The organism is Streptomyces chartreusis (assembly GCF_008704715.1).
In the GTDB taxonomy this organism is placed as follows: domain Bacteria; phylum Actinomycetota; class Actinomycetes; order Streptomycetales; family Streptomycetaceae; genus Streptomyces; species Streptomyces chartreusis.
Window position 1 is genome coordinate 5,109,956 of the sequence record NZ_CP023689.1, and the last position, 13,709, is coordinate 5,123,664.

General features: G+C 71.4%; 11 protein-coding genes. 10 read left to right on the forward strand and 1 reads right to left on the reverse strand.

What is annotated here, in order from left to right:
• The first annotated feature begins 57 nt into the window (after positions 1-57).
• From CP983_RS22285 to CP983_RS22305, 5 genes are all read left to right on the forward strand, one after another.
• Positions 58-2,217 (forward strand): penicillin acylase family protein, encoded by a 2,160-nt coding sequence (locus CP983_RS22285; protein WP_150501340.1) that lies wholly within the window; start codon positions 58-60, stop codon positions 2,215-2,217.
• Entirely contained in the window at positions 2,210-2,833 is a 624-nt protein-coding gene (locus tag CP983_RS22290; protein ID WP_150501342.1) for a GNAT family N-acetyltransferase, read from the forward strand. The genes CP983_RS22285 and CP983_RS22290 overlap by 8 nt, the downstream gene beginning before the upstream one ends.
• Complete coding sequence (locus CP983_RS22295) at positions 2,830-3,303, forward strand: cupin domain-containing protein (protein WP_107905093.1); 474 nt, start codon at positions 2,830-2,832, stop codon at positions 3,301-3,303. The genes CP983_RS22290 and CP983_RS22295 overlap by 4 nt, the downstream gene beginning before the upstream one ends.
• Positions 3,300-4,067 carry an SDR family NAD(P)-dependent oxidoreductase gene (locus tag CP983_RS22300; protein WP_150501344.1) on the forward strand — a complete coding sequence of 256 codons (768 nt, stop codon included), beginning with the start codon at positions 3,300-3,302 and terminating at the stop codon, positions 4,065-4,067. The genes CP983_RS22295 and CP983_RS22300 overlap by 4 nt, the downstream gene beginning before the upstream one ends.
• Before the next feature lie 184 nt (positions 4,068-4,251).
• Positions 4,252-6,018 (forward strand): copper resistance CopC/CopD family protein, encoded by a 1,767-nt coding sequence (locus CP983_RS22305; protein ID WP_150501346.1) that lies wholly within the window; start codon positions 4,252-4,254, stop codon positions 6,016-6,018.
• A gap of 16 nt (positions 6,019-6,034) precedes the next feature.
• Here the strand turns inward: CP983_RS22305 and CP983_RS22310 are convergent, their stop codons facing one another.
• Positions 6,035-6,901 carry a hypothetical protein gene (locus CP983_RS22310; RefSeq protein WP_150501348.1) on the reverse strand — a complete coding sequence of 289 codons (867 nt, stop codon included), beginning with the start codon at positions 6,899-6,901 and terminating at the stop codon, positions 6,035-6,037.
• A 236-nt stretch (positions 6,902-7,137) separates the two neighbouring features.
• Here CP983_RS22310 and CP983_RS22315 point away from each other — a divergent pair, with 236 nt between their 5' ends.
• The 5 genes from CP983_RS22315 to CP983_RS22335 are packed head-to-tail and all read left to right on the forward strand — an operon-like array spanning position 7,138 to position 13,658.
• Positions 7,138-8,451: an ABC transporter substrate-binding protein gene (locus CP983_RS22315; protein WP_107905100.1), complete on the forward strand. Its 1,314-nt coding sequence runs from the start codon at positions 7,138-7,140 to the stop codon at positions 8,449-8,451.
• A gap of 5 nt (positions 8,452-8,456) precedes the next feature.
• The gene (locus tag CP983_RS22320) at positions 8,457-9,434 is read left to right on the forward strand and encodes a carbohydrate ABC transporter permease (RefSeq protein WP_150501350.1); all 978 of its coding nucleotides are present in this window, start codon (positions 8,457-8,459) and stop codon (positions 9,432-9,434) included.
• Positions 9,431-10,315 carry a carbohydrate ABC transporter permease gene (locus CP983_RS22325; protein ID WP_107905104.1) on the forward strand — a complete coding sequence of 295 codons (885 nt, stop codon included), beginning with the start codon at positions 9,431-9,433 and terminating at the stop codon, positions 10,313-10,315. Before CP983_RS22320 ends, CP983_RS22325 begins: the two co-directional genes overlap by 4 nt.
• Positions 10,316-10,341: 26 nt before the next feature.
• The gene (locus CP983_RS22330) at positions 10,342-11,661 is read left to right on the forward strand and encodes a glycoside hydrolase family 36 protein (RefSeq protein WP_150501352.1); all 1,320 of its coding nucleotides are present in this window, start codon (positions 10,342-10,344) and stop codon (positions 11,659-11,661) included.
• A complete protein-coding gene (locus tag CP983_RS22335; RefSeq protein WP_150501354.1) occupies positions 11,658-13,658 on the forward strand; it encodes a beta-galactosidase in 2,001 nt (666 codons plus the stop codon). The genes CP983_RS22330 and CP983_RS22335 overlap by 4 nt, the downstream gene beginning before the upstream one ends.
• The last annotated feature ends 51 nt before the right edge of the window (positions 13,659-13,709 follow it).

Consider the following 13,709-nt stretch of genomic DNA (forward strand, 5'->3'; position numbering starts at 1 on the left):
ACGATTCCCGCACCAATAACTTAGGGAAGCCTAACCTAAAGCAAAGGAGGGGCACAGGTGACCGGCGAGATCTTCCGCGATGCCTGGGGCATTCCGCATCTCCGGGCCGACGGGGCGAGTGAACTCGCCCGGGCGCAGGGCCGTGTCACCGCCCTCGACCGGGCCTGGCAGCTGGAGGTCGAACGGCACCGGGCGCGGGGCACCTCCGCCTCCTTCCTCGGTGCCGAGGCCCTGCCCTGGGACCGGTTCGTCAGACGGGCCCGCCTCGACGACACGGCGAGACGCTGTTTCGCCGAACTGGAGAGACGGGACCCGGAGACGGCGGGGTGGGTGCGGGCGTACGTCGACGGGGTCAACGAGGGACTGGACGAAGGCGCCCGCCGCACAACCGAGTTCGCGAAGACGGGCCTGGCTCCCGGGCGTTGGGAGCCCTGGACCCCGCTCGGCGTCTGGCTCGGCATCCACATCCTGTTCGCGGGCTTCCCGGCCAAGCTCTGGCGCGAGCAGGTCGTACGCCACCTCGGCGCGGACGCGGTCGGGCTGTTCGCCGCCGACGGGCCGGGCACCTCGGGCAGCAACGGCTGGCTGGTGAGCGGCGAACGGACCGTCACCGGGCACGCGATCATCGCCGGCGACCCGCACCGCTTCATCGAGGACCCCGGCGTCTACCAGCAGATCCATCTCTCCTGCCCCGAGTTCGACGTCATCGGCCTCGCGGTCCCCGGCATCCCCGGCATCGCCCACTTCGGCCACACCGGCACGGTCGCCTGGGCCATCACCAACGCCATGGCGGACTACCAGGACCTGTACCGGGAGCGGCTGCGGCGCACTGGGGCGGGCATCGAGGCGCTGGACCCGGACGGGGTGTGGCGCCGTGCGGTGCGGCACACGGAGGTCGTGGAGGTCGCGGGGGAGGACCCGGTCGAGATCGAGGTGATCGAGACGGCTCGGGGGCCGGTGGTGATCGGAGGGCCGGAAGGGCTGCCCGACGGCTCACAGGAGCATCTGGAGGAGGGCCTGCCGGAAGGGTTGCAGGGAGAGGTGCAGGAAGGTTTCCCCAGTGGGGTCTCCGACGACGCCCCGCCCCTCGCCATGGCCCTGCGCTACCCGCCCCGCGTCACCGGCGACCTCGGCTTCGGCGCACTGCTCCCGCTGCTGCGGGCCCGCCGGGTCGCCGACGTCGACCGGGCCGTCGACCTGTGGGCGGAGCCCGTCAACGTCGTCCAGGCCGCCGACACCGAGGGCGGGCTGCTGCACCGCGTCGCCGGGAAGGTGCCGGTGCGCTCCGCGGCCAACGGCATCGGGCCGGTGCCCGCCTGGGAGCCCGGCCACGACTGGGACGGCTGGCACGAGACGCCGCGCGGCGGGCTCACCGACGGCGTCGCCGCCATGGCCAACCAGCGCGGTCTCGCCGCACCCCTGGGCGTGGAGTTCGCCGCATCCCATCGCGCCGACCGCATCACGGCCCTGCTGGGGGAGAAGGAGCGCTGGTCGGCCGCCGACATGCCGGCCATCCACATGGACACCCGGCTGGCCTCGGCGGAAGCCCTGCTGGACCTGCTGCGCACCCTCGGCACCCTCGGCCCCGACGCGGAGCGGATCCGCCGGGCCCTGCTGGACTGGGACCGCCGCATGGACGCGGACAGCGAGGGCGCGGCCCTGTACGCGGCGGTGCGCAGTGCCGTCGTACGGCGGCTCGCCGCGCACCCGGCGTTCGCCGCGCTGGCCGCCGCGCCCGCCTACCCCGAGGTCCTGCTGCCCTGGCTGGCCCTCCTCCCGCGCGTCGGCTTCGCCCTCGAACACCTGCTGCGCGCCGAGGAGTTGTACGGCATCGACCGCGCCGAGGCCGTCCGGGAAGCCGTCGAGGAGGTGGCCGCCGAGCCGCCCTCCGGTGGCTGGGGCGACACCCACCGCCTCGCCCCCTGGCGGGCGCTGACCGACACCGCCTACGACGAACCCCGTCTCTCCGGCGACCACGACTGCGTGCTGTGCACCTCCGCCGTGCCCGGAATCACCGACCTGGCCGCGCGCGGGCCCGCCGCCCGCTACGTCTGGGACCTGGCCGACCGTGAGGCCGGCAGCTGGCTGGTGCCGCTCGGCGCCTGGGGCATCCCCGGCTCGCCCCACCACCGCGACCAACTCCCGCTGTGGGTACGGGGAGATCTGGTCCCCGTCGTCACCGATTTCACCGAGTTCGAGAAGGAATCCGATGTCTGAGCCGTCCACGACGATCCCCGGCACCGCCGTCCGACCCGTCCACGAGCAGGCCGTCGACGGCTTCGGCAGCGTCCGTGTCCGCCCCCTCGACCCGCACGCCGACGCCGCGGTCGTGCACGGCTGGACCGGCGCGGAGCGCGCCTCCTTCTGGGGCATGAACGGCCTGACCAGGGACCAGGTGTCCGAGATCTACGCCCACATGGCCGGCCTCGACACGCACCACGCCTACCTGATCCTGCGGGACGACGTCCCGGTCGCGCTGCTGCAGACCTACGAGCCGGAGGCCGACCGGGTCAGCGAGTGCTACGAGGTCCTCCCCGGGGACATCGGCGTCCACCTGCTGCTCGCCCCCGCCGGTCCCGAGGGGGCGCGGCCCGGCTGGACCTCCGTACTGCTGGGCGTGGTCGCGGCCTACGTCTTCGGCACCCTGGACCGCCGGCGCGTCGTCGTCGACCCGGACGTCCGCAACGAGAAGGCCGTGGCCCGGTTCCTCAAGCAGGGCTTCGAGGCCGGGCCCGTGGTCGTGCTGCCGGAGGTCGACATCCCGGACGTGTACATCCCGGCGAAGGAGGCCCAACTCGCCTTCCTCACCCGGGAGGTAGCTTTTGGGGTGTGACCCCGGAAGAACTCGTCGCGCACTACAGCCTGGAGCCGATCCCGCGTGAGGGCGGGCTGTTCCGGCGGACCTGGGCGGGACCCGAGCTGTCCGACGGGCGGCCGCAGGGCACCGCGATCGTCGTCCTGCTCACCACGGACGACTACTCCGCCCTGCACCGCCTGCCGTCGGACGAGGTGTGGCACTTCTACCTGGGCGACCCCCTGGAGATGCTGCTCCTCGCACCCGACGGCACGTCCCGCACAGCCGTGCTCGGCCCAGGCATACAGCGCGGCGAGCACATCCAGCTCACGGTCCCGGCCGGGACCTGGATGGGCGCGCGGGTGGCGGCCGGCGGTTCGTGGACCTTCTTCGGCTGCACGATGGCCCCCGGCTTCACCTACGAGGGCTACGAGCACGGCGACCTGGCGGACCTGACGGCGCGCTATCCCGCCGAAGCGGACCGGATCGCGGGACTGTGCCGCCCATGAGCGGACTCCTGGAAGGACAGGTCGCCCTGGTCACGGGCGCGGGCGGCGGCATCGGACGGGGGATCGCGACGCGGTTCGCCGAGGAGGGTGCGGCCGTCGTCCTGCACTGCCGTACGGCGGTGGACGCGGCGGACGAAGTCGCGCGCCGGGTCCGGGAGTCGGGCGGACGGGCGCTGGTGCTGCGGGCCGACCTGACGGACGAGGACGCGTGCGGGCGGCTGCTGGGCGAGGCCGCCGAGTGGGGCGGCGGGCGGCTGACGGCGCTGGTCAACAACGCGGGCGTACAGCCGCTGCGGGAGCTGCCGGGGATGCCGGCGGCCGAGTGGCGGGCGGTCGTCGACGCCAACCTGACGAGCGTGTTCGCGTGCACGCAGGCCGCCGCCGGGATCATGCGTACGCAGGACGGCGGCGGTTCGGTGACCCACATCGCCTCCATCGAGGCCACCCACCCGGCACCCCTGCACGCCCACTACGGCGCCGCCAAGGCGGCGGTACGCATGCACGCCCGCTCCGCGGCCCTGGAGTACGGCCCCTGGGGAATCCGCGTCAACACCGTCTCCCCCGGCCTGATCCACCGCGAGGGACTTGAGGAGTCCTGGCCGGAGGGCGTGCGCCGCTGGAAGCAGGCGGTCCCCACGGGACGCCTGGGCCGGCCCGAGGACGTGGCCGACGCCTGCGTGTTCCTCGCCTCGCGTCTCGCGTCCTGGATCACCGGGCACGACCTGGTGGTGGACGGAGGGGTGTCGGCCCGGCCGACGTGGTGAGCCCGTCGGGGCGGAGCGCGGCGGGAAGTGTGCGGGGCGGCCGGTGAGTGTTGCGGGTTTCCCGTCCGTACATACCCTCGAGGCCTCAAGTCCGACGACGGAGATGTGGACAGACGTGGCGGGGTGCGATGACCGACGACGACAGCGCGGCCGACTCACCGACCGGCGACAACTTCAAAGGCTGGTGCTGCTGGGCACCCTGCTGGTCCTGTTCCTCCTCGGTGGCACGGGCCCGGCGTCGGCCCACGCCGCCCTCCGCGCCACCGACCCCGAGGACGGAAGCGTCCTCAAGTCGGCCCCGCGCGACATCACCCTGACGTTCACGGAGTCCGTCGGTCTGCTGGAGGACTCCTTCCGCGTCCTGGACCCGGACGGCCGCCGGCTGCGCACGGGCGAACCCGAGCACGCGCGGGGCGGCGGCGCCGAGACGGCCACCGTCACGCTCCCCGCGAAGCTGGCCGAGGGCACCTACACCGTCGCCTGGCGGGTGGTGTCGGCCGACAGCCACCCGGTCTCCGGCGCGTTCACCTTCTCCGTCGGCAAGCCGTCCCTCACCACGGCCACGCTCGACACCGGCCCGACCGAGGACCCGGCGACCAAGAGCCTCTACAACATCGCCCGGTATCTGGCCTACCTCGCCGTCGCCCTGCTCATCGGCACGGCGACGTTCATGGCCGTCTGCCGCCCGCCGGACGCCCCCGTGCTGCACCGGCTGCTGAGGGCCGGCTGGTGGACCCTGCTCGGCGCCACCCTCGCCCTGCTGGTGCTGCGCGCCCCGTACGAGTCGGGCGAGGGCCCCCTGGGCGCCCTGAGCGCGGACTCCGTCACCCGCACCCTGACCGGCCGCCCCGGCGAGGTGCTGCTGGCCCGCCTCGCCCTGCTGCTCGTGGCCGCCCTCTATCTGCTGCGGCTGGCCCGGCTCCGCAAGCCCTTCGGCTGGGCGGGCGCCGCGCTCGCCGTCGGCCTCGCGGTGACCTGGGCGGCCGGCGAGCACGCCTCCGCGGGTATCCAGGTCCCGGTGGCGATGACGTCCGCGGCGCTGCATCTGCTGGCCACGGCGGTCTGGCTGGGCGGCCTCACGGCCCTGCTCGTCACGCTGTACCGCGCGCGGCTGACCCCGGCGGCCGTCACCCGCTTCTCCCGCGTCGCGTTCGTATCCGTGACCGTCCTGGTCGTCACCGGCGTCTACCAGTCCTGGCGCGGCCTCGGCTCCTGGGACGCGCTCACCGGCACGACGTACGGCAGGCTCCTGACGCTGAAGCTCGCCGCCGTGGTGCTGCTGCTCGCGGCGGCGGCCCTGTCCCGCCGCTGGACGGCCCGGCTCGCGACCGTCGACGCGGAGACCGCGGAGACCGTCGTGGAGGCGGAGGCCGCCGTACGGGAGAAGGTCCCGGAGCCGGTGGGCGGCCCGTCGCTGCCGGCGGGCCCCGAGGCGGCACCGGAGCCCTCCGCTCCGGTGGAAGCCGGTTCCGAACAGCGCAGTGCCCTGCGTCGCTCCGTGCTCGCCGAAGTCGCCGTCGGCGCGGCGGTCCTGGCGGTCACCACGCTGCTCACCAGCACGCTGCCCGGCCGGGCGGAGGCCGAGGCGGCGGCGGGGACGCCGGCCGTGGTCGGCGCCTCCGTCACCAACGTCCCCTTCGACGTCGGCACCCCCGGCGGCCACGGCAAGGTGCAGGTCACCATCGACCCGGGCCGGGTCGGCGACAACTCCATCGAGGCCCTCGTCTACGGCCCCGACGGCGGTGTGTCCGTCGTCCCCGAGCTGCGGATCTCCTTCACGCTGCCGGCCAAGGACATCGGCCCCGTCGACGCCGAACTCACCGACAAGGGCGGCTACTGGGGCAACAGCTTCCTCAACCTGCCCATCGCCGGGAAGTGGGAGATGAAGGTGACCGTGCGGACCACGGAGGTCGACCAGGTCAGCGAGACCAGGACCGTGGTGATCCGCTAGCCGGTGTCCGCGGCGGCTAGGACAGCACCTGGATCAGCTGGTACGGGACCATGTACAGGCCCGTGTAGAGGAACAGCGTGCCGAACACGCCCACGCCCAGGGACCGCAGCACCCAGGTGCGCACGGGGAGCCTCGCCGCGACCCGCTCGGGGTGCTCCGGGTCGTAGCTGACCTCGAAGCGCTCCGCGCCGGAGCCGACGGGTTCGGCGGCGTTGTCGACCTCGCACTCCCGCGGAACGCCGTTCAGGTCGGTGAACCGGAACAGGCGCTTCTTGCCGTCGTGGCGGTGGAAGGCGGCGAGCACGGAGACACCGCGGCGGCGCAGGATCGCCCGGTCGTACAGGGTCTTGGCGGCCATGCCGTACAGAACGAGCCCGATGATCAAGGGCTTCGTCCCGAAGAACCACAGGATCGCGCCGATCAGGTCGCCGTGCGCGAGCAGCGTGACCAGCCCGGCGATCCAGCCCACGACCGGCACCCCGATCGCGAGCACGAGCGCCGCGTCCCCGAGCGCCTTGCGGTACCAGGCCGTGCGGACCGTGCCCGGCAGCACCTCGACCAGCGTGGCACCGTCCCGGCGGTCCTCCTCCGCCTCCCGCGCGGGCAGCGCGGCGTTCACGGTCCTGACGAAGGCGTCCCGCGCGGACGCCGCCCGGTGCGCGACCCGGTACACGGTCGCTCCCGCCCCCTCGGGCGCGGTCAGCACCACCTCCACACCGCGCGGGCCCTCGGCGGGTCTGACCGCCTCGACGGCCGGCAGCGGTATGCGTCTTCGCACCCCGTCCTGCTCGAGCAGCAGTGACCCGCCCTCCAGCCACAGCGCCCCGGAACGGCCGCGCAGGGTCACCGAGGGCAGGGGCGAGGGCGTGCTCGAAGTCGTCATGGCCGAAAGGTAGCGGCGCGATCTTCGTGGCGTACGGGAGTTCGATCATCTCCCTGTTGAACGCGGGTTCGAGATCTCAGTCACGTTTCCGAAACGTCGATCGCCATCCCTTGACGCATGACCAGACATACGGCTGTTATTGCGCCACCGTGTTCGGTCAAGTTGATTTCTGATCGATTGCGACGGACTTCAACACGTCCACCCTCACGATCGAACCCTGCCATCAGGAGCCGTAGATGCAGCACTTCTCCCCCTCCGGTCTCTCACTGCCCTCGCCGAGCCGCCGCACGATGCTGCGCGGCATAGGCGGCGCCGCCGTTCTCGGCGCGGGCATCCCGCTGTTGAGCGCCTGCGGCGGCAGCGGCACGGCGAGCGACCCGAAGACCGTCACCCTCGGCTCCAAGGCGTCCGACGCCGTGCCGAAGAAGGCGTTCGCGGACATCTACGCGGCCTACAAGAAGAAGTCCGGCATCACGGTCGACGTGAACACCAAGGACTCCAACACCTTCCAGGAGCAGATCAACTCCTACCTCCAGGGCACGCCGGACGACGTGTTCACCTGGTTCGCCGGCTACCGGATGCAGTTCTTCGCGGCCAAGGGACTGGCCACGCCGATCGACGACGTGTGGAAGACCATCGGGGACAACTTCCCCGAAGCGATGCACAAGCTCAGCAAGGGCGAGGACGGCAAGTACTACTTCGTGCCGCTGTACACGTACCCGTGGGCGATCTTCTACCGGAAGAGCGTCTTCCAGGAGAACGGCTACGAAGTCCCCACCACCTGGGACGACTTCGTCGCGCTGTGCAAGCAGATGCAGAAGGACAAGCTGGTCCCGATCGCCTTCGGCGACAAGGACGCCTGGCCCGCGCTCGGCACCTTCGACCAGATCAACTTCCGCCAGAACGGCTACGACTTCCACGTCGAGCTGATGGCGGGCAAGGCCTCCTGGACCGACGCCAAGGTGCGCAAGGTCTTCGACCTGTGGACCGAGATCCTCCCGTACCACCAGGAGGGCGCCATGGGCCGCACCTGGCAGGACGCGGCCCAGACGCTGGCCTCCAAGAAGGCCGGCATGTACCTCCTCGGCACCTTCGTGGCCCAGCAGTTCACCGACAAGGCCGCCCTGGACGACCTCGACTTCTTCGCCTTCCCGGAGATCGACCCGCAGTTCGGGCAGGACACCGTCGAGGCGCCGACCGACGGCTTCATGATGAGCAAGAGCCCCAAGAACAAGGCCGAGGCCGTCAAGCTGCTGGAGTTCCTCGGCACCCCGGAGGCCGAGACCGTCTACCTCAAGTCCGACCCGAGCTCGGTGCACGCCTCCACCAAGGCCGACACCTCCTCGTACACGGCCCTTCAGAAGAAGGCGTACGACATGATCGCCGGCGCCAAGTCCCTGACCCAGTTCATGGACCGCGACTCCCGCCCGGACTTCACCTCCACGGTGATGCAGCCCGCGCTGCAGAAGTTCGTCCGTGACCCCAAGGGCGTCGATGGCCTGCTGTCCTCGATCGAGCGCCAGAAGAAGACGATCTTCGCGTCGGGCTGATCGACATGACCACACAGACCACCAAGGAGATCCCGGAGGCGGCCGCCGTGCCGCCTCCGGGCGCTGCCCCCGCGAAGAAGGTGTCCCAGGGACACCGCCGACTGCTGACCCGCCGCGACCGGCTCACCCTCGGTCTGATGGCGGGCCTGCCGACGATCCTGCACATCGCCCTCGTGTGGGTGACGGCCCTCGCCTCCGTGGCGCTGGCCTTCACCACCTGGGACGGCATTGGCTTCGACTCGATCAAGTGGGTCGGCCTGGAGAACTTCAAGGAACTGTTCTCCAACAACCCGCAGTTCTGGCCCGCCGTCCAGCACAACGTCATCTGGTTCGTCGTCCTGATCGTGATCCCGACCCCGCTCGGTCTGTTCCTGGCCGTGCAGCTGGACAAGCGGATCCGCTTCAGCAGGGTGTACCAGACCGCGTTCTTCCTGCCCGTCGTGATGTCGATGGCCGTCATCGGCTTCGTCTGGCAGCTGATCTACAACCCCGACACCGGCCTGATCAACAGCGTCATCGGGGCCAACGAGCCGGGTAAGTACATCGACTGGATCGGCGACCCGGACCTCAACCTCTGGGCGATCCTCGTCGCCGCGTCCTGGCGCCACACCGGCTACATGATGATCCTCTACCTGGCCGGCCTGAAGGGCGTCGACCCCTCGCTGCGGGAGGCGTCCGCGCTAGACGGCGCCAACGAGTGGCAGACGTTCAAGAACGTCATCTTCCCGACGCTGCGCCCCACCAACACAGTCGTCCTGGTCGTCACCATCATCGAGGCGCTGCGCGCCTTCGACCTGGTCTTCGTCTTCAACAAGGGCGCACAGGGCACCGAGCTGCTCTCGATCCTGGTCACCAACAACATCATCGGCGAGTCCAGCCGCATCGGATACGGCTCCGCGATCGCGGTCGTGCTGCTGCTGATCTCCCTCGTCGTGATCATCCCCTACCTGGTGGCCACCTTCCGGAAGGAGCGGCGCGCATGAGTACGACCGCCATGACCAAGCCCCGTACGCCCCTGCGCCCGGCCCGGATCCTGCTGCACCTCTTCCTCGCCGGCGCGGCGCTGGCCTGGCTCGCACCGCTGCTCTGGGCGGTCTACGCGGCGCTGCGGCCGTACTCGGAGACGAGCGAGAAGGGATACGTGTCCTGGCCGGACACGCTGAACTTCGACAACTTCACGAACGCGTTCACGCAGTCGGACATGAGCCACTACTTCGTCAACACCATGATCATCGCCGTGCCGGCGGTGCTGTTGACGCTGTTCCTGTCCTCGATGGTCGCGTTCTACGTCAGCCGCTTCGACTTCCGCCTCAACCTGGCGCTGCTGCTGGTCTTCACGGCCGGCAACCTGCTGCCGCAGCAGGTCATCATCACCCCGCTGTACCGGCTGTACCTGCTGATCGACCTGCCCGGCATCACCATGAGCGGCAAGCTCTACGACTCCGCGCTCGGCCTGGTGTTGATTCATGTCGCTTTCCAGTCCGGCTTCTGCGCCTTCGTGCTCAGCAACTACATGCGCACGCTGCCGCACGAGCTGACCGAGGCCGCGCTGGTCGACGGCGCCTCGGTGTGGCGGCAGTACTGGCAGATCGTGCTGCCGCTGTGCCGCCCGGCGATGGCCGCCCTGGCGACGCTGTTGTCCATCTGGATCTACAACGACTTCTTCTGGGCCCTCGTGCTGATCTCGACCGGCGAGAACATGCCGGTCACCTCGGCCCTGAACAACCTCTCCGGCGCGTACTTCACCGACCCCAACCTGGTCGCCGCCGGCGCCCTGCTCACCGCGATCCCCACGCTGATCGTGTACTTCGTGCTCCAGCGGCAGTTCGTCAGCGGACTGACGCTGGGCGCCAACAAGGGCTGACCGCCCTCGGCCTGAAAGAGACCTCCGTGCACAACCCCTTCACCCCGGTCGCCTCGGTGTCCGTGGACCCCCGCAGGGCCCGCGTCCACGAGGAGGGCTGGCAGTCCTGGAGCCCGAGCGGTGCCTACGCCCTGGGCGAGCGGCCGTTCCGTGCGACCAACGACAACTGGGCGACGGTCTGTTATCGCCCCGGCGTCACCGTCCCCGAGGGCACCTTCCAGGGCGAGGGCCTGCTCGCGCTCGACCCCGGCGACGGCTCCCCGGTCCGGCTGTGGGCGGCGACGGATCCCCTCAGCGGGGTCCCGTCCGTCCGGCTGGTCCTGACGGACGGCGACATCGCCGAGGTCAGCGCCGACGGCCCGGTGAAGGAGTGGTCGGGGACCGGCATCCAGTCGGTGCTGGGCGACTGGGCGGACAGCCTCGGGCTGCCCGCTCCCCGCCCGGCGCCGACGGTCTGGTGCTCCTGGTACGAGTACTTCACCACCGTCACCGAGGACGACATCCACGAGAACCTCCGCGCGATGGACACCCTCGACCTGCCCGTCGACGTCGTCCAGATCGACGACGGCTACCAGAAGGCCCTCGGCGACTGGCTCACCCTCTCCGGCCGCTTCCGCTCCCGCGCCGGCATCGCGGACGCCATCCGCGCCCGCGGCCGCCGCGCCGGCATCTGGACGGCACCCTTCCTGGTCGACCCGGCGAGCGACCTGGCCGCCGAGCACCCGGAGTGGCTGGTGCGGGACGAGGACGGCGACTTCACTCACGCCGGCCGCAACTGGGGCCACGACCTGCGCGTCCTGGACACCACCCACCCCGGGGCGGCGGCGTGTCTGACGGAGGTCTTCCGGACGCTGCGCGCCGAGGGCTACGACTACTTCAAGGTCGACTTCCTGTACGCGGGCGCCTTGGCCGGCGTCCGGCACGACACGGAGACGGACGCGCTGACCGCCTACCGGGACGGCATCCGGCTGATCCGTGAGGCGATCGGCGCGGACGCCTATCTGCTGGGCTGCGGAGCGCCGATGCTGCCCTCCCTCGGCCTGTTCGACGCGATGCGGGTCAGCCCCGACACGGCCCCGCACCGCCGCCCGGAGGCCGACGACCACAGCCAGCCCGGCCAGGACCCGGCCGAGTTCACCGGCGCCGGCCGCCAGTGGCAGCACGGCCGCCTCTGGATCAACGACCCCGACTGCCTGATGGCCCGCCCGGCCGTGGAGACCCGGGAGCGGTGGGCCGCCCATGTCGAGGCGACCGGCGGCCTGATGGCCTCCAGCGACCGCCTGCTGTCCCTGGACGAGTGGGGCGTGGCCACCACCCGCCGACTCCTCGGAGGAGCCGCCCGATGAAGCGCGAACTGTCCGTCCCCGGCATCGCCTACGGCGGCGACTACAACCCCGAGCAGTGGCCCGAGGAGGTCTGGGCCGAGGACATGCGCCTGATGCGCGAGGCCGGGGTGACCATGGTCAGCGTCGGCATCTTCTCCTGGGCGCTGCTGGAACCGAGCGAGGGCAGCTACGACTTCTCCCTCCTGGACCGCGTCCTCGACCTGCTGCACGGCCACGGCATCGCGGCCGACCTCGCGACCCCGACCGCGGCGCCCCCGGCGTGGTTCTTCCGCGCCCACCCCGAGGCACTGCCCGTCGACAAGGACGGCAGGGGACTGTCGTACGGCAGCCGCCAGACGTTCTGCCCGTCGAGCCCGGCCTACCGTCAGGCGGCACTGCGGATGGCGGGCGAGCTCGCCCGGCGGTACGCGGACCACCCGGCGCTGGCGATGTGGCACGTCCACAACGAGTACGGCTGCCACAACGCCGAGTGCTACTGCGACGAGAGCGCGGCCGCGTTCCGGCGCTGGCTGCGCAGGCGCTACGCGGACGACCTGGACGCCCTCAACGACGCCTGGGGAACCCGGTTCTGGAGCCAGTGGTACTACGACTGGGACGAGATCCTGCCGCCCCGCCCCACCGGCGCTGTCCCGAACCCCACTCAGCAGCTCGACTGGCGCCGCTTCTCCAGCGACGAACTGCTCTCGCTGTACGAGGCGGAGCGCCGGGTGCTGCTGGAGGCGGCCCCGGAGATCCCCGCCACCACCAACTTCATGGTGATGTACAACTTCGACGCGCTGGACTACTGGCGCTGGGCCCCGAAGCTGGACGTCGTCTCCAACGACCACTACCTCCAGTCGGCCGACCCCGAGTCCGAGATCGACATCGCGCTCAGCGGCGACCTGGTCCGCTCCCTCGCGGGCGGCCCGTGGCTGCTGATGGAGCACTCGACGGGCGCGGTCAACTGGCAGCCGGTGAACAGGGCGAAGGGCCCCGGCGAAATGCGGCGCAACGCGCTCGCCCATGTCGCCCGGGGCGCGGACGGCATCGCGTACTTCCAGTGGCGGGCGGCGAAGGCGGGTGCCGAGCAGTGGCACTCGGCGATGCTGCCGCACGCCGGCACCGACAGCCGCATCTGGCAGGACGTGGTCCGGCTCGGTGCCGACCTGAAGGCGCTGGCCGAGGTGCGCGGCAGCGTCGGCACGGCCGAAGTGGCCGTCGTCTGGGACTGGAACGCCCGCTGGGCCATGGAGCTCCCCTCCCAGCCGAGCGGTGAGCTGCGCTTCCAGGACCTGGTCCGCGCCTGGTACGAGCCGCTGTGGCGGGCCGGCGTGGCGGTGGACTTCGTGCGCCCGGACGCCGATCTGTCGCCGTACCGCCTGGTGCTGGCCCCGAGCCTGTACCTGGTGGACGACGCGGGCGCGGCCAACCTCACCGGCTTCGCGGAGCGCGGCGGCACCCTCGCCGTCGGTTTCCACAGCGGCGCGGTCGACGCGAACTGCCATGTCCGGCTGGGCGGTTACCCGGGCGCGTTCCGCGAGGCGCTCGGCGTACGGACCGACGAGCTGTTCCCGCTGCTGCACGGCGAGTCGGTCGGCCTGAGCGGCGGCGGCACCGGAACGCTGTGGTCGGAACGGGTACGGCTGTCCGGTGCCGAGCCGGTCGAGTCGTACACGACCGGTCCCCTGACCGGAGTGCCGGCGGTGACACGTCACCGCCTCGGCGCCGGAACGAGCTGGTATCTGGCCACGCTGCCCGACGAGCCGACCCTCGCCGTGCTCCTGGACCGCATCCGCACCGAGGCCGGGGTGCGGCCGGTGCGCGAGACCGCTCCCGGCGTGGAGGCGGTCCTGCGGCGCGGCCCGGACGCCGACTACCTCTTCCTCATCAATCACACCGACCGCCCCGCCGAGGTCGCGGTGGCCCAGAACGCCACGGAACTGTTGACCGGCAAGCCGGCGCCGGGCTCGGTAGCCGTGCCCGCGGGGGAGACGGCGGTGGTGCGCGAACCGCGCTGAGGGCACGCCCGCCCCTCGCAGGCGAACACCCTTTCGTTCCGGGCCCGGTGT

What these genes read in the sequence shown, in the direction of transcription:
- CP983_RS22310 (WP_150501348.1), bottom strand. Translation starts at nt 6,901, where the DNA reads ATGACGACTTCGAGCACGCCCTCGCCCCTGCCCTCGGTGACCCTGCGC.
- CP983_RS22300 (WP_150501344.1), top strand. Translation starts at nt 3,300, where the DNA reads ATGAGCGGACTCCTGGAAGGACAGGTCGCCCTGGTCACGGGCGCGGGC.
- CP983_RS22315 (WP_107905100.1), top strand. Translation starts at nt 7,138, where the DNA reads ATGCAGCACTTCTCCCCCTCCGGTCTCTCACTGCCCTCGCCGAGCCGC.
- CP983_RS22325 (WP_107905104.1), top strand. Translation starts at nt 9,431, where the DNA reads ATGAGTACGACCGCCATGACCAAGCCCCGTACGCCCCTGCGCCCGGCC.
- CP983_RS22335 (WP_150501354.1), top strand. Translation starts at nt 11,658, where the DNA reads ATGAAGCGCGAACTGTCCGTCCCCGGCATCGCCTACGGCGGCGACTAC.
- CP983_RS22320 (WP_150501350.1), top strand. Translation starts at nt 8,457, where the DNA reads ATGACCACACAGACCACCAAGGAGATCCCGGAGGCGGCCGCCGTGCCG.
- CP983_RS22290 (WP_150501342.1), top strand. Translation starts at nt 2,210, where the DNA reads ATGTCTGAGCCGTCCACGACGATCCCCGGCACCGCCGTCCGACCCGTC.